Origin of the sequence: Aminobacter niigataensis (genome assembly GCF_014200015.1) — a bacterium.
Taxonomy (GTDB): Bacteria; Pseudomonadota; Alphaproteobacteria; order Rhizobiales; family Rhizobiaceae; genus Aminobacter; species Aminobacter niigataensis.
Window position 1 is genome coordinate 192,817 of sequence record NZ_JACHOT010000005.1, and the last position, 14,551, is coordinate 207,367.

The 14,551-nt window shown below is 63.9% G+C and carries 14 protein-coding genes; 9 read left to right on the forward strand and 5 right to left on the reverse strand.

Features of this window, described 5'->3' with window-relative positions; translation table 11 throughout:
• Positions 1 to 49 precede the first annotated feature (49 nt).
• Together GGQ99_RS18255 and GGQ99_RS18260 are read right to left on the reverse strand one after the other, a co-directional pair.
• Complete coding sequence (locus tag GGQ99_RS18255) at positions 50 to 790, reverse strand: DsbA family protein (protein WP_183263622.1); 741 nt, start codon at positions 788 to 790, stop codon at positions 50 to 52.
• A gap of 143 nt (positions 791 to 933) precedes the next feature.
• Positions 934 to 1,431: a DUF721 domain-containing protein gene (locus GGQ99_RS18260; protein WP_183263623.1), complete on the reverse strand. Its 498-nt coding sequence runs from the start codon at positions 1,429 to 1,431 to the stop codon at positions 934 to 936.
• 57 nt (positions 1,432 to 1,488) lie between these two features.
• On the opposite strand from GGQ99_RS18260, the gene mutY reads away from it, so the two are divergent.
• Positions 1,489 to 2,601, forward strand: coding sequence for an A/G-specific adenine glycosylase (gene mutY / locus GGQ99_RS18265; protein WP_183263624.1), 1,113 nt, complete (start codon positions 1,489 to 1,491; stop codon positions 2,599 to 2,601).
• A 7-nt stretch (positions 2,602 to 2,608) separates the two neighbouring features.
• Entirely contained in the window at positions 2,609 to 3,220 is a 612-nt protein-coding gene (locus GGQ99_RS18270; RefSeq protein WP_183263625.1) for an HAD family hydrolase, read from the forward strand.
• Positions 3,221 to 3,375: 155 nt separating this feature from the next.
• On the opposite strand, the gene GGQ99_RS18275 is transcribed toward GGQ99_RS18270, so the two are convergent.
• Positions 3,376 to 4,509, reverse strand: coding sequence for a site-specific DNA-methyltransferase (locus tag GGQ99_RS18275; RefSeq protein ID WP_183263626.1), 1,134 nt, complete (start codon positions 4,507 to 4,509; stop codon positions 3,376 to 3,378).
• Between the two features lie 172 nt (positions 4,510 to 4,681).
• Here GGQ99_RS18275 and GGQ99_RS18280 point away from each other — a divergent pair, with 172 nt between their 5' ends.
• Positions 4,682 to 5,371 (forward strand): HAD family hydrolase, encoded by a 690-nt coding sequence (locus tag GGQ99_RS18280; protein ID WP_183263627.1) that lies wholly within the window; start codon positions 4,682 to 4,684, stop codon positions 5,369 to 5,371.
• A gap of 54 nt (positions 5,372 to 5,425) precedes the next feature.
• Here the strand turns inward: GGQ99_RS18280 and GGQ99_RS18285 are convergent, their stop codons facing one another.
• A complete protein-coding gene (locus GGQ99_RS18285) occupies positions 5,426 to 6,019 on the reverse strand; it encodes a hypothetical protein (protein ID WP_183263628.1) in 594 nt (197 codons plus the stop codon).
• Between the two features lie 128 nt (positions 6,020 to 6,147).
• Between GGQ99_RS18285 and thrC the strand changes: the two genes are divergently transcribed.
• The 4 genes from thrC to GGQ99_RS18305 are packed head-to-tail and all read left to right on the forward strand — an operon-like array spanning position 6,148 to position 12,355.
• A complete protein-coding gene (gene thrC / locus GGQ99_RS18290) occupies positions 6,148 to 7,545 on the forward strand; it encodes a threonine synthase (protein ID WP_183263629.1) in 1,398 nt (465 codons plus the stop codon).
• A 14-nt stretch (positions 7,546 to 7,559) separates the two neighbouring features.
• Positions 7,560 to 8,852, forward strand: coding sequence for a M16 family metallopeptidase (locus tag GGQ99_RS18295; RefSeq protein WP_183263630.1), 1,293 nt, complete (start codon positions 7,560 to 7,562; stop codon positions 8,850 to 8,852).
• 15 nt (positions 8,853 to 8,867) lie between these two features.
• Positions 8,868 to 9,464, forward strand: coding sequence for a GNAT family N-acetyltransferase (locus GGQ99_RS18300; protein WP_183263631.1), 597 nt, complete (start codon positions 8,868 to 8,870; stop codon positions 9,462 to 9,464).
• Positions 9,465 to 9,514: 50 nt separating this feature from the next.
• Positions 9,515 to 12,355, forward strand: coding sequence for an EAL domain-containing protein (locus GGQ99_RS18305; RefSeq protein WP_108610006.1), 2,841 nt, complete (start codon positions 9,515 to 9,517; stop codon positions 12,353 to 12,355).
• Here the strand turns inward: GGQ99_RS18305 and GGQ99_RS18310 are convergent.
• Positions 12,346 to 12,954, reverse strand: coding sequence for a YqgE/AlgH family protein (locus GGQ99_RS18310; RefSeq protein ID WP_183263763.1), 609 nt, complete (start codon positions 12,952 to 12,954; stop codon positions 12,346 to 12,348). The two genes, GGQ99_RS18305 and GGQ99_RS18310, sit on opposite strands and share 10 nt — an antisense overlap.
• Before the next feature lie 147 nt (positions 12,955 to 13,101).
• On the opposite strand from GGQ99_RS18310, the gene GGQ99_RS18315 reads away from it, so the two are divergent.
• On the forward strand, positions 13,102 to 13,908 hold the full coding sequence (locus GGQ99_RS18315) for a protein-disulfide reductase DsbD domain-containing protein (protein WP_183263632.1): 807 nt from the start codon (positions 13,102 to 13,104) through the stop codon (positions 13,906 to 13,908).
• Positions 13,909 to 14,005: 97 nt separating this feature from the next.
• Positions 14,006 to 14,491, forward strand: a complete 486-nt coding sequence (locus GGQ99_RS18320; RefSeq protein ID WP_108608941.1) for a peroxiredoxin — start codon at positions 14,006 to 14,008, stop codon at positions 14,489 to 14,491.
• Positions 14,492 to 14,551 lie beyond the last annotated feature (60 nt).

Consider the following 14,551-nt stretch of genomic DNA (forward strand, 5'->3'; position numbering starts at 1 on the left):
CGCACGCAAGGGTGCGCCGAAGCTGCGTGGCTTCGGCGCTACGAACCTGTCAGAGCATGCCGTCGATAACCGCCGACATTTCCTCAATGGACATCGCCCCTTTGTAGACATTCCCGTTGATGAAGAAGGTCGGCGTGGAGTCGACCTTGAAATCCTTCTCACCACGGGCGCGCACCGCCCTGATATCGTCCAGAAGCTTCTGGTCAGTCAAGCAGGCCTCGAACGACTCCTGTGAAAAGCCGGCGAGCTTGGAAATCTGCAGCAGCGCGTCCTTCGGGGTCCGCGATGCCGCCCAGTTCGACTGCTGCTTGAACAGCACGTCGACCATCGGGAAGTAGTTATCCTTCGAGCAGCGCGCAAGCATGAAGCCTGCCTCGGCCAGCGGGTCGAAGGGGAACTCGCGGTAGATCAGGCGCACCTTGCCCGTGTCGATGTACTTGGTCTTGATCGTCGGCAGCGTGTCTTCGTGGAAGCGCGCGCAATGCGGGCAGGTCATGGAGGCGTATTCAACGATGGTAACCGGGGCGTCCGCTTTGCCCAGAACCATGTCGGGCAGGCTGCCGGCCTCGAGCAGCTTGGCCATGTCGACCGTGCCCTGCGCTTCGGGCGCCTTCACCGCCTGGACCGGGGTGGCCGGAGCAGCCGGGGTCGCCGGCGTTGCCGGTTCGGCAGGCTTGGGCGTTGCCGCGTTGGCCTGCTCGCCGGAATCGCTACAAGCTGAAAGCAGCGCCGCTGCCGAAACGGCTGCGAGCCCGGTAAGTGCGGTCCTGCGAGAAATCGAACGAAGCATACGAATCACCTGACGATGGTTGGATTTTGCAATGTGCGGTTACGTGAAAGCGAGAGTTGGCGCGAATTAAGGCATGGCTGTCCCCAAACCAATCGCGATTTGCCGCACTTCCGATCACGAATGCGCGAGAAAGTCGGCCAATTCTACTTGCGACTGCCCAATATGTTGGTGCCAAGCTTCTCCAGCGCTGCCTTCAGGCCCTCGTCCTCGATGAAGCGCACCGCGCCCGCCACCTTGCCCTGTTCAGCGTCGGTGAGCTTGCGCAGGCGCGGCCGCGGCCTGGTTGCCGCCCCCGACACCGGTTTCTGGACGATGCGGATGCGGCCGATGGCGTTGAAGCCGAGATAGGAATTGACCCGGCCGATAATCTCGCCGGTCTCATGCTGGAGATGGAGCGCTGCCGGCCCCGAGCAGGCAACGATCAGCACCGCCGGCTCGAACGGATCGTCCTCGTGCATGCGCCGGGGCCACTGGATCTTTTCGGGCCGGGTGTTATGGGCAAGGCGCGGCCCAACGATCTCTTCCCATGACTGGACAAGCCCGACCGAGATGCCGGTGCGCTTGCGCAGGACGGGATCGAGGATGGCGCTTGCCAGATCGCTGACCGGGACGGGATTGCCCGTCCACCTTTTCCCTGCCATGTCGTTCTCCAGAATACCCCTGTCGACACGCAACGCCGAAGGCAGTCCAGACCATCAATGGCATTCCGCACCGATAGCCGCAAGCACATGACCGAAGTGGACGGCAGGATCGCTGACCTGCTGCTCGAATGGTACGACGTCCACCATCGCGAGTTGCCCTGGCGCACGCCCCCCGCCGACCTGAAGCGAGGCATCCGCCCGGATCCGTACCGCGTCTGGCTGTCGGAGATCATGCTGCAGCAGACCACCGTCGAGGCGGTGAAGCCCTATTTCCGCGCCTTCCTCGAGAAGTGGCCCACCGTCCAGTCTCTCGCGAGCGCCGAGGCCGAGGACGTGATGAAGGCCTGGGCCGGGCTCGGCTACTACTCTCGCGCCAGGAACCTCAAGGCCTGCGCAGAAACGGTGGCGTGCCTGCCGGGCGGGCTGTTTCCGGACAGCGAAGACGGCCTGCGCGACTTGCCCGGCATCGGCCCCTATACGGCGGCAGCGATCGCTTCTATCGCTTTCAACCAGCCAGCCGCCGTCGTCGACGGCAATGTCGAGCGCGTCGTCACGCGGCTGTTTTCCATCGCAACGCCCCTGCCCCAGGCCAAGGTCGAAATCCGCGCGCATGTCGAGCGCATGCTTGCCGCGGCCAGACCCGGTGATTTCGCCCAGGCGATGATGGATCTCGGCGCCACGATCTGCACGCCGCGGCGCCCGCGCTGCATGCTGTGCCCGCTACGCGGCGATTGCAGCGCGGTCGTCTCAGGCGATCCCGAATTCTATCCCGTCAAGCCGGCCAAGGCGGAACGACCGCAACGGCGCGGCGCAGCGTTCGTGGCGGTCAGGGGCGATGGCGCGGTGCTGTTGCGCAAGCGGCCCGGCAAGGGCCTGCTCGGCGGCATGACGGAAGTGCCGACGACCGACTGGACCTCCCGCGTCGATGGCGCGACCGGACCCGACAGCGCGCCCTTTGCCGCGAATTGGGCGCGCGCGGGTACGATCACCCACGTTTTCACCCATTTCGCGCTCGATCTGGACGTGTTTCGCGCCGACGTCACGATAGACAAGGCGCCTGACGGCCACTTCTGGTCGCTCCCCGCTGACCTCGCCGGCGAAGCCTTGCCAAGCGTCATGAAAAAAGTCATCGAAGCTGCCATACCGGGCGCAACGAAACGAGGACGTTAGCGAAATCATGAGCGAAATCCGCCACATCGTCTACGACATCGGCAAGGTGCTGATCCATTACGACCCGGATATCCCGTTCAGCCGCATCATTCCCGATCCGGTCGAACGGCGCTGGTTTTTCGACACCGTCTGCACCAGCGAATGGAACATCGAGCAGGATCGCGGCCGCACCTGGCAGGAAGCCGAGGCGCTGCTGGTCGCCGAATTCCCCGAGCACGAAAGCAAAATCCGCGCCTTCCGCCAGCATTGGCACGAAATGGTGCCGCATGCCTATGACGACTCCGTCGCCCTGATGGAGGGGCTGGTCGATGCCGGCCATGACGTCACCATGCTGACCAACTGGGCGTCCGACACGTTCCGCGAGGCGCGCGGACGCTTCCCGTTCCTCGAACGGCCGCGCGGCGTCACCGTTTCCGGCGATGTCGGACTGATCAAGCCTGACCGCCGCATCTACGACCTCCACGTCGCCTCCTTCGGTCTCGACCCGAAGGCTGCGCTGTTCATCGACGACAGCCAGAAGAACGTGAACGCCGCCATCGAGGCCGGCTGGCAGGCGGTGCTGTTCACAAATGCGAAAACGCTCGAGGCGGACCTCGAGCGTCTCGGGATCGGACGGTGACTGGAAACCGGCCGATCGACGAATCCGGACTGGCTAGATTGGCTGCCGGAATTCGATCTCTATCGCAGGCTCGAAACGGGCTCTGAAGGTCCAGAACGGGTTATCGATGAAGCCTGTGCCGTCGCGCCGGACAGTCCGGCGGGACGGCTGATCCTTCAGGCGCCTGCCTTTTCCATGCCGACGCGGACGATGCGGCGCAGTTCGTCGATCTGGGTCAGGCCGCCGGCACGCTCGTAGTGCCAGAAGGTCCAGCCATTGCAGGCGTCGAGCCCCTGGACCGAGGCGCCAACGCGGTGGATCGAACCGGCGGTGTCGCCGATCGCCAGCGTGCCGTCGGCGCGGACCTTTGCAGCCCAGCGCTTCTTCGCATCATACAGTGTCGCCCCTGGTGCCAGCAGGCCCATGTCGAGCAGGCTGCCGAAGGCGACCCGCGGTTCGGCGCGCTTGCCGGTCAATACCGTGAGTGCCGGGCCATCGAGCGGACGCACCGATGCGATGCGCTCATTGGCGGCGTCGATGTAGGCCTGTTCGCGTTCGATGCCGACAAAATGGCGGCCGAGACGCTTGGCAACGGCACCCGTCGTGCCCGAGCCGAAGAACGGGTCGAGGACCACGTCACCCGGCTTGGTTGAGGCCATCATGATGCGGGCCAGCAGCGCTTCCGGCTTCTGCGTCGGATGCAGCTTGTTGCCGTCCTCGTCCTTCAAGCGCTCGCCGCCGGTGCAGATCGGGAACAGCCAGTCCGAGCGCATCTGGACGTCGTCGTTCGACGCCTTCAGCGCATCGTAGTTGAAGGTGTAGTTCTTGCCCTTCTGGTCGCGCGAGGCCCAGATCATCGTCTCATGGGCGTTCTGGAAACGGCGGCCGCGGAAATTCGGCATCGGGTTGGTCTTGCGCCAGACGACATCGTTGAGGATCCAGAAGCCGAGATCCTGCATCGTCGCGCCGACGCGGAAGATGTTGTGATAGGAGCCGATGACCCAGATGGTGCCGTTCGGCTTGAGCACTCGGCGCGCGGCAAGCAGCCAGGCGCGGGTGAAGGCATCATAGGCAGCGAAGCTCTCGAATTGGTCCCAGTGATCGTCGACCGCGTCGACCTTCGACTGGTCGGGGCGATGCAGGTCGCCGTCGAGCTGTAGGTTGTAGGGCGGGTCGGCAAAGATGATGTCGACGGAGTTGGCCGGCAGCTTGTCGAGCGCCGCGACGCAATCGCCCTTGATGATGGTATCGAGCCATTCCGACTGCTTGGGAGTGCGGGAAAGCTGGTCGAGAGGACGCACTGCTGACATTCTGATACCCGGGATGACGCGTTACTGTTTACTCACCGTTATGGTTACCGATCAGCGTAAACAATTGGTGAAGCGGCCCTCGCAATTTGCGGATCGGGGCGGAATGGTGTAATCGCCGCGCCTTGAGCTTTTCGGCCTGCGCCCCGGCGCCGCCCCAGTTTCCCGGACCGTCATGACCCAGCCAGAACTAGTGATATTCGATTGCGACGGCGTACTCGTCGATTCCGAAATCATCGCCGCCCGCATCGAGGCCGAACTGCTGACCGCAGCCGGCTTCGAAATCAGCGCCGAGGAGATCGCCGAGGCCTATGCCGGGTTGACCTTCAAGGACATCATGCTGAAGATCGAGGAGAAGGCGGCCATCCCCTTCCAGGCCTCGCTCATCACCCAGGCCGAGGAACTGGTCGACCGCAAGCTGAAGACAGATGTGCGCGCCATCGACGGCGTGCACGAGGCGGTCGCTGCGGTGATCGCACCGCGCTGCATCTGCTCCAACTCGACAACCGAGCGCATCGAAATGATGCTCGAGCGCACGCGCATCCTGCCGCTGTTCAAGGGCCGCATCTTCTCGGCGCTGGAAACGCCGAGCAAGAAGCCCAAACCTTCGCCGGACGTCTTCCTGCACGCCGCAAGCACTTATGGCGCCGATCCGGCCAAGACCTTCGTGATCGAGGATTCGGTGCACGGCATTTCAGGCGCAGTTTCGGCCGGCATGCGCGTCATCGGCTTCACCGGCGGGGCGCACAGCTATCCCGGCCATGCCGACATGCTGACCGAGGCAGGCGCCGAGACGGTGATTCGCCGCTGGGCCGACCTCGGCGGCGTGCTCCAGGCACTTAGCATGTGGTCCGAACACGCCTGAACGCAAAAGCGCCGGCGAGACGCCGGCGCTTGAATGCATGCAGGAAGAACCTGCCTACTGGGCCTTCTTCTTGGCCGGGCCCTCGTCGAAACCGGCATAGATCTGGATGTCGCGCGCGGTCGGAACCGGGATCACGACATTGGCGTCGGTGAAGACGAACTGCGTCGCCGTCGACGGGTCGGAAACCTGCACCGCGTTCTTGTGCAGCTGCGAATAGAGCACGTCTTCGCCGCGGATCACCGCGATGCGGATCGGCATGTTGACCGTGCCGGCACCGCCGGCCGGACCGACCACGACCTTGCCGGCAACGCCGACCTTGATCATCATCTGGCCGTCGGCGCGCGTGCAACTGCGGGTGACGTCGGTGATCGCCGACTGGTGGACCAGCTTGGCCGGATCGTCCTGGCCGCCCTTGGCATAGCTGTTGAAGAAGGCCGTGCCGTCGCGCAGCGTGACATTCGGGCAGTAGGCAAGCAACTCGCTGGCCAGGATCTTGCCCTCTTCGGCCGCAATCACCTTGGGGTCTTTCGGCGCGGGAGGGCTAAAAAAGCCGCCGCTGCCGCCTGATTGGCAGCCCGTGACGGCGAGCATAAAGCCTGCGGTCGCCAAAGCCGTCAGAAAACGGCCGTCGATCAAACGAAACACCATGAACTGCACTTCCCTCTCGCAAAGCAGTCGTTCTATATCAACCGCGCGGCAAAAATGCGACTGATGGAGCGCAGTTTTCCCCGCCCCGCCGATCACCGGCAGGTCGCTGCGCGTTGGAACGGATAGATATGCACTATGTGAGTACCCGTGGGGAAGCGCCCACGCTCGGATTTTCCGATGCAGTTCTGGCCGGACTGGCCCGCGACGGCGGCCTCTATCTCCCGGCGCAATGGCCGACCTTCAGCGCCGCCGAAATCCGCGCCATGCGCGGCCTCGGCTACGCCGACTTGGCGATCCGTATCCTGACGCCATTTCTTGGCGGCGAGATCAAGCAGGACGTCTTCGAGCGTCTGGTACGCGAGGCCTATGCCACCTTCCGGCACGACGCCGTGTGCCCGCTTGTCCAGACCGGCGCCAACAGCTTCGTGCTCGAGCTGTTCCACGGCCCGACGCTCGCCTTCAAGGACGTCGCCATGCAGTTGCTGGCGCGGCTGATGGACCACGTGCTTGCCGAACGCGGCCAGCGCGCGACCATCGTCGGCGCAACCTCGGGCGATACCGGCGGTGCTGCAATCGACGCCTTTGCCGGACGCGAGCGTACGGACATCTTCATCCTGTTCCCGCACGACCGCGTCTCGCCGGTGCAGCAGCGCCAGATGACAACGTCTGATGCAGCCAATGTGCATGCCCTGTCGATCGAAGGAAACTTCGACGACTGCCAGGGCCTGGTGAAGGACATGTTCAACGACCACGGCTTCCGCGACCGGGTGCAGCTGTCGGGCGTGAACTCGATCAACTGGGCGCGGATCATGGCCCAGATCGTCTACTATTTCTCATCCGCCATCTCGCTCGGCGCGCCTGACCGGCCGGTGTCCTTCACCGTGCCGACCGGCAATTTCGGCGATATCTTCGCCGGTTACGCAGCCAAGCGCATGGGCCTGCCGATCGACCAGCTGGTCATCGCGACCAACGACAACGACATCCTGGCCCGCACGCTGAAGAGCGGCGAATACCGCCAGACCGGCGTGGTTGCCACGACCTCGCCGTCGATGGACATCCAGGTCTCGTCGAACTTCGAACGGCTGCTGTTCGAGGCCTCAGACCGCGACCCGGCCGTGGTCCGGCGCTATATGGCCAGCCTCAAGCAGTCCGGCGCCTTCACCATCGAGGCAAAGGCCCTGGCCGGCATCCGCAGCGAATTCGGCGCAGGTCGGGCCAGCATGGACGAGACGGCTGCGACCATCCGCTCGACGCTCGAAGGTAGCGGCTACCTGCTCGATCCGCACACTGCGACCGCTGTCCACGTGGCCGCAGGGCTCCCCGAGAGCGACGTGCCGATGGTGGTGCTTGCCACCGCTCACCCGGCAAAATTCCCGGCTGCGGTGAATGCTGCATGCGGCATCGAGCCCGCCCTGCCAAAATGGCTGTCGGGGCTGATGGAACGTAAGGAAAAGTTCACGGTACTTCCATCAGAGATAAAAATGGTGGAAGATTACATTAGCCGCCGCACACGAGCGGCGGGTTAGGGAGTACGCTTAATATGGGTGTTGAGGTAAGCCGTCTGTCGAACGGCCTGACAGTGGCCACTGAAACACTTCCAAGCGTAGAGACCGTAGCTCTCGGCACATGGGTCAAGTCGGGTGCGCGCAACGAGCGCGACGACGAGCACGGCATGGCTCACCTGCTCGAACACATGGCGTTCAAGGGCACCAAAAACCGCACCGCCTTCGAGATCGCCTCGCAGATCGAAAATGTCGGCGGCGAAATCAACGCCGCCACATCGGTCGAGACGACGTCCTTCTACGCCCGCGTCCTGGCCGACGACGTGCCGCTGGCGGTCGACATCCTGTCCGACATCCTCCAAGATTCCGAATTCGATCCCAACGAGCTCGAGCGCGAGCAGCACGTCATCCTGCAGGAAATCGGCGCTGCGCACGACACGCCCGACGACATCGTCTTCGACCGCTTCACCGAAACCGCGTTTCGCCACCAGACGATCGGCCGTTCGATCCTCGGCACGCCCGAGACGGTACAGTCCTTCACCTCGGCTCAGCTTCACGATTTCATGAATCGCCAGTACGGCGCCGAGCGCATGGTCGTGGTGGCTGCCGGCGACGTCAAGCATGACGATTTCGTCCGCCATGTCGAAAAGCGGCTCGGCAATTTCCGCTCCAAGGCCGAAAGCGCCATTCCGCAGTATGCGCAATATGTCGGCGGCGATTTCCGCGAAGATCGCGACCTGATGGACGCGCAGATCGTGCTCGGTTTCGAAGGCCGCGCCTATCACGTCCGCGACTTCTACGCCTCGCAGGTCCTGTCGATGATCCTCGGCGGCGGCATGTCGTCGCGCCTGTTCCAGGAAGTGCGCGAAAAGCGCGGTCTTTGCTACTCGGTCTATGCCTTCCACTGGGGCTTTTCCGACACCGGCATCTTCGGCGTCCACGCCGCGACGGGGCAGAGCGACATCGCCGAACTGCTGCCCGTCATCATCGGCGAATTGCAGAAGGCCGGCGACAGCATCCTGCTGGAAGAACTCGATCGCGCCCGCGCCCAGTATCGCGCCGGCCTGATCATGTCGGCCGAGAGCTGCTCCAGCCGTGCTTCGCAGATTGCCCGCCAGCTCCTGCTGTTCGGCCGCCCGATCGCCAAGGAAGAGCTGATGGAGCGGCTGTCGGCCCTGACTGTCGAGCGCCTGACCGATTTGTCGGCACGCCTGTTCTCTACCCGACCGACGATCACGGCGGTTGGCCCGGTCGGCACCCTGGCGCCTTACGAATCGATCCTCGACGCGCTGCCGGGCGCACAGTCGACCGCGCGCAAGCTCGCCGTCTGACCAGACTACACACGCATGTTTTCGTTCTCGCTCTTTCGCCGCGACACCCCGGCACTGAAGGGCGAACGCGTCAGCCTGCGGCTGCCGAACTGGCGCGACTACCACGAGTGGGTGGCACTCCGGGCTGAAAGCCGTTCGTTCCTGGAGCCCTGGGAGCCGCGCTGGGCACCCGACGAGCTGGATCGCTCTGCCTGGCGCATCCGCCTCTCGCGCTACAAGGACGAGTTCATCCAGGGTACGGCGGTCGCCTTCTTCATCTACGAGAATTCGAGCGGCAAGCTTGTCGGCGGCATCACGCTCGGCAACATTCGCTACGGCGTCGCCCAGACCGGACATATCGGCTACTGGATCGGCGAACGTTACGCCGGCCAGGGCTTCATGGTCGATGCCGTCAGGCTGGTGGTGCGCCATGCTTTCGATACGCTTCGGTTGCACCGGATCGAGGCTGCCTGTATCCCCGACAATGCGCGCTCTGTCCGCGTGCTTGAAAAAGCCGGATTCCGGCGCGAAGGACTTTTGCGATCCTACCTCAGGATCAACGGCGAATGGCACGACCACTATCTTTACGCACTGATCGCGGACGACCCGCAAGCTGTCACCATGAAGGCCTGAACTTGTCGAAGCATTTCCTGCTGGCGCCCCTGTTTGCGCTCATCGTTTCCATGATCGCCAGTGTCTGCGCGGTGTCGCCGGCACTCGCCGTGGAACCGATCAAGATCTCCCGTGACGACGTCGCGCTCAACCTCTCGGGCGCCGTCGAAATCTACCGGAATCAGGGCGAGAACTTCCAGGTTTCGACAGCGCCGGGCCTCGACGGCATCGTTCGCCGCATCGAGGTCGAGGCCAACGACAAGCGCTCGTCCGGCGACTGGGCGGTGTTCGCGCTCGCCAACACCACCGACCAGGTGATTGACCGCCTGATCGTTGCGCCGCATTTCCGGCTGGTCGGCTCAGGCCTGTTCTGGCCCGACCTCGGCTCAAGCCGCATCGCCGCCATCACGCCGAGCGAGGGTTTCGCCCTCGATCGCCAGGCCAGCCCCGACGCCGACGTGTTCCTGGTAACCCTCAACCCGAACTCGGTGGTGACCTTCATCGCCGAACTGGCCTCCCCCAAGCTGCCGCAGGTCTATCTGTGGGAGCCGGAAGCCTACAAGGACACGGTCAATTCCTACACGCTGTTCCGCGGCATCGTCATTGGCATCGCCGGCCTTTTGGCGCTCTTCCTGACCATCCTGTTCGTGGTCAAGGGAACCTCGATGTTCCCAGCGACAGCAGCGCTGGCATGGGCGGTGCTCGCCTATATCTGCGTCGACTTCGGCTTCCTCAACAAGGTCATCGAGGTCTCGCCCGGCAACGAGCAGATATGGCGGGCCGGGACTGAGGTGGCGCTGGCAGGAACGTTCGTCGTCTTCCTGTTTGCCTATCTCAACCTCAACCGATGGCACGGCCATTTCAGCTATGGCGCCTTCGTCTGGATCATCGGCCTGCTGCTGATCGCCGGCGTCGCCATCATCGATCCGGCCGTTGCCGCCGGCATTGCGCGTATTTCGTTTGCCGCGACCGCCCTCACCGGCCTTGGGCTTATCGTCTATCTCAGCATACGCGGCTATGACCGCGCGATCATGCTGGTTCCCAGTTGGGCGATGGTGCTGATCTGGCTGAGCGGTTCGTGGATGGCGATCACCGGCGTGCTCGACAACGACATCGTCCAGCCTGCCCTCGGCGGCGGGCTGATCCTCATCATCCTGCTCATCGGCTTCACCGTCATGCAGCATGCCTTCGCAGGCGGCGGGGCCCATCAGGGCCTGTTCAGCGACATGGAGCGGCAGGCACTGGCGATTTCCGGCTCCGGCGACATCGTCTGGGACTGGGATGTACTGCGCGACCGCGTCGTCACCCGTCCCGACGTTTCGATCCAGCTGGGTCTTGCGCCCAATAGCCTTGGCGGAGCCGCACGCAACTGGCTGCCCGTGCTGCATTCCGACGACCGCGACACGTTCCGCACGACGCTCGACGTCGTGCTGGAGCATCGCCGTGGCCGGGTGTCGCAGAGTTTCCGCCTGCGCGGAGCCGATGGCCACTATCACTGGTTCTCGCTCAGGGCGCGGCCGGTGATCGGCTCCGACGGCGAAGTGATCCGCTGCGTCGGCACGATGGTCGACGTCACCGAGCAGAAGAAGTCGGAAGAACGCCTCTTGCACGACGCCGTGCACGACAATCTGACCGGCCTGCCCAATCGCGAACTGTACATGAATCGGCTGGAGGCGATCATCTCGATTGCCCGCACGGAGGAGAAAGTGCGGCCGTCGGTGTTCGTCATCGACATCGACCGCTTCAAGCTGGTCAACGACGGACTCGGCATTTCCGCCGGCGACACGATTCTGTTGACCATCGCGCGGCGCCTGCACCGCCTGCTCAAGCCGAAAGACTCGCTGTCGCGCTTTGCCGGCGACCAGTTCGCCCTGATGCTTCTGTCGGAGCAGGATCCCACCCGCATCGCGGCAGTGGCCGACGCCATCAAGCAGGCGATCAAGGCACCGATCACCTTCGCCAAGCGCGAGATCGTGCTCACCGCATCTGTCGGCCTGATCACCTGGACCACAGCCCAGGCCTCGGCCGAAGACATGGTCAAGGACGCCGAGCTTGCCATGCACCAGGCCAAGCGTTTCGGCGGCGACCGCATCGAACCGTTCCGCCCGGCCTTCCGCACCGTGGGCACCGACCGCCTGCAGCTTGAGTCGGATCTCAGACGCGCCATCGAGCGCAAGGAGTTCACGCTTGCCTACCAGCCGATCGTGCGGCTTGAGGATGGCACTGTCGCCGGCTTCGAAGCGTTGCTCAGATGGGATCACCCGCGCCGCGGCATGATCCCGCCGGGCGACTTCATTCCCGTTGCCGAAAGCTGCGGCCTGATCGTTCAGCTTGGCCTGTTTGCCATGCAACGCGCGGCCGACGACCTGGCCGAATGGCAAAAGCAGATCAACGACGCCCCACTGTCAGTGTCGGTCAACCTGTCGAGCCGCCAGCTGATCCGCCGAGACCTCGTCAGCGACGTCCGTTCGGTCATCGCCCGGGCCAATCTCAAGCCGCGTTGCTTCCGCCTAGAGCTCACCGAATCGCTGGTCATGGACAATCCCGAGCAGACCAACCATGTGCTGACCAAGCTGAAGCAGCTTGGCATCGGCCTGTCGCTCGACGATTTCGGCACCGGCTATTCGTCGCTGTCCTACCTGACCCGCTTCCCCTTCGACACCATCAAGATCGACAAGAGCTTCGTCGACGACACCTCGCCCAAGCGCGCGGTGCTGATCAAGTCGATGGTCAACATGGCTCACGAACTGGGGCTGTCGGTGGTCGCCGAAGGCATCTCGGACGAGAGCGACGCCCTCGAACTGCGCCAGATGGGCTGTGAGTACGTGCAGAGCTTCATGTTCGGCGCGCCGATCCCCGGCGACCAGGCTCTCAAGATGCTGAAGGAACAGTACCCGCTCGCTCAGGCGTGACCGGCGGCTGTGCTCAATCGCGCAAGGTCGATGCCCAGCGTAGCGAGGATGCGGTCGTATTTGCGGTCAATGTCGGCGTCGAACAACAATTCCGACGTCGCCGGGCAGGTCAGCCAGCCGTTCTCGGCGATCTCGCTTTCGAGCTGGCCGGCACCCCAGCCTGAATAGCCCAGCGCCATCAGGGCATGGCGCGGCCCACGACCGGCCGAAATCGCGCGCAGGATGTCGACGGTTGCGGTCAGGCAAATCTCGTCCGAGACCGGCAGCGAAGATTCGACCTTGTAGTCGTCTGTGTGCAGCACGAAGCCGCGGCTGCGGTCGACCGGCCCGCCATTGCGTACGATGAAGTCCTTGGCCTTCATCGGCAGCCGAATCGCTTCCTGCTCGTCGAGGATGCCGAGTTGCACCAGCAGATCGGGAAAGAGCAGCGGCTGGACCTGGTTGATGATCAGGCCCATGGCACCTTCGTCGCTATGGGCGCAAATGTAGATGACGGCGCGCGAAAACCTGTCGTCCTTCATCCCCGGCATGGCGATGAGGAACTGGTCGTCGAGAAAACCGCGCTGCGAGGCGCCCTTTTTCTGGCGTAAGAGGTCCATAGCCAAAGGTAACGCGTTTCCCGCCGTCTTGAAAGATAGCTCAAGGGGACTGCGGTTCACCTTTGGCCCATGGCGTCACGCAAAAATGATGGCGACGTGACGTAAAGGCATGTTGCGCTCTCAGCCGGAGACTATCAAATCACCGCCATGAAATTCACGCTCCCAATCGCCCTCTGCCTCGGCACCGCCATTTTGGCCGCTGGATCCGCGCACGCGTCATCGTCTGCCTGGTTCGAAACCGACGGCGGCCGCTTCCGCCTGGTGACCACCGGCCAGCCCGATGCCTCTGGCAAGCTCCAGGGCGTGCTCGACATCGAGCTCAAGCCCGGCTGGAAAACCTATTGGCGCGATCCCGGCAATTCCGGCGTGCCGCCGCAGATCGACCTTTCGGCCAGCCGCAATGTCTCGGCGGCCGAAATCTCGTATCCCGCCCCCCAGCGCCACGACGACGGCTACGCCAAGTGGGCAGGATACGACTTCCCCGTCCGTCTGCCCGTCGGCTTCGCGGTTCCTGCCCCGGGCGAGCCTGCGGCAATCGTGGCCGACGTGTTCCTCGGCATCTGCGAAACCATCTGCGTGCCGGTGCAGGCGCGGCTGGAAGTCGACCCCGCCGCCGATCCCGGCAATGCGAATGATGCGGCGCTGGTAGCGGCAGCGCTCGGCGCCCTTCCCTCAGCCGCCGAGCCGGACTTCGGCGCCACGCTGGCGCCAGCAGAGGGCGAGACGATGTCGATTACGGCAGCCGCACCCGGAGATCCCGAAGGTATCGATATTTTCGTCGCCGGCGTGGATGGCTATCAGTTCGGTACGCCTCAGCGCCACGAGGCGGCCGGCAAGATCAGCTTCTTGCTCAAAGTGCTCGAACGGCCCACGGCAAAGCCTGCCGGCAAGGGCATTCCCTACACCCTGATCAGTTCGGCCGGCGCAGTCGAAGGCTTTCTGCCCTACCCCTGATCCCTCCGCCAAACCGCCAGCCATTGGATTACCGATGCATCTGCGCTAGTGGATCGCTGCGGCCACCCGATTTCAATCCACTGCCACGAGGACCAACATGACCATTTCGATTGGCGACAAGCTGCCCAGCGCAACCTTCAAGACGATGACCGCCGACGGCGCCAAGAACCTTACCACTGAAGAAATCTTCGCGGGCAAGAAGGTCGTGCTGTTTGCAGTACCGGGCGCCTTCACGCCCACCTGCAGCAACAACCACCTGCCCGGCTATGTCGAGAACCATGACGCCATCGTCGCGCGCGGAGTCGACACCATCGCGGTGGTCTCGGTCAACGACGTGCACGTCATGGGCGCCTGGGCGCGATTCAGCGGCGGTGAAGGCAAGGTCCTGTTCCTCGCCGACGGCAGCGGCGATTTCGCCCGCGCGACCGGCCTCGACCTCGACCTGTCGGCCGCCGGCATGGGCCTGCGCTCGAAGCGATTCTCGATGGTTGTCGAGGACGGCAAGGTCGCCCAGCTCAACGTCGAAGGCACGGCCGGTCAGGCGATCGATTCCGGCGCGGCCCGCATTCTCGAACAGCTCTGAAATGAAAATGGCGCGCTGCCTTCAGGCGGCGCGCCCCACTCAGGCCTGGCAGCAGCCCAG

Bases quoted from the DNA above. Each gene is read 5' to 3' on its own strand.
- GGQ99_RS18255 (WP_183263622.1), bottom strand. From the start codon at position 790: ATGCTTCGTTCGATTTCTCGCAGGACCGCACTTACCGGGCTCGCAGCC.
- GGQ99_RS18285 (WP_183263628.1), bottom strand. From the start codon at position 6,019: ATGGTGTTTCGTTTGATCGACGGCCGTTTTCTGACGGCTTTGGCGACC.
- GGQ99_RS18260 (WP_183263623.1), bottom strand. From the start codon at position 1,431: ATGGCAGGGAAAAGGTGGACGGGCAATCCCGTCCCGGTCAGCGATCTG.
- GGQ99_RS18315 (WP_183263632.1), top strand. From the start codon at position 13,102: ATGAAATTCACGCTCCCAATCGCCCTCTGCCTCGGCACCGCCATTTTG.
- GGQ99_RS18320 (WP_108608941.1), top strand. From the start codon at position 14,006: ATGACCATTTCGATTGGCGACAAGCTGCCCAGCGCAACCTTCAAGACG.
- GGQ99_RS18310 (WP_183263763.1), bottom strand. From the start codon at position 12,954: ATGGACCTCTTACGCCAGAAAAAGGGCGCCTCGCAGCGCGGTTTTCTC.
- GGQ99_RS18280 (WP_183263627.1), top strand. From the start codon at position 4,682: ATGACCCAGCCAGAACTAGTGATATTCGATTGCGACGGCGTACTCGTC.
- GGQ99_RS18295 (WP_183263630.1), top strand. From the start codon at position 7,560: ATGGGTGTTGAGGTAAGCCGTCTGTCGAACGGCCTGACAGTGGCCACT.
- GGQ99_RS18270 (WP_183263625.1), top strand. From the start codon at position 2,609: ATGAGCGAAATCCGCCACATCGTCTACGACATCGGCAAGGTGCTGATC.
- GGQ99_RS18305 (WP_108610006.1), top strand. From the start codon at position 9,515: ATGATCGCCAGTGTCTGCGCGGTGTCGCCGGCACTCGCCGTGGAACCG.
- mutY (WP_183263624.1), top strand. From the start codon at position 1,489: ATGGCATTCCGCACCGATAGCCGCAAGCACATGACCGAAGTGGACGGC.
- GGQ99_RS18300 (WP_183263631.1), top strand. From the start codon at position 8,868: ATGTTTTCGTTCTCGCTCTTTCGCCGCGACACCCCGGCACTGAAGGGC.
- thrC (WP_183263629.1), top strand. From the start codon at position 6,148: ATGCACTATGTGAGTACCCGTGGGGAAGCGCCCACGCTCGGATTTTCC.
- GGQ99_RS18275 (WP_183263626.1), bottom strand. From the start codon at position 4,509: ATGTCAGCAGTGCGTCCTCTCGACCAGCTTTCCCGCACTCCCAAGCAG.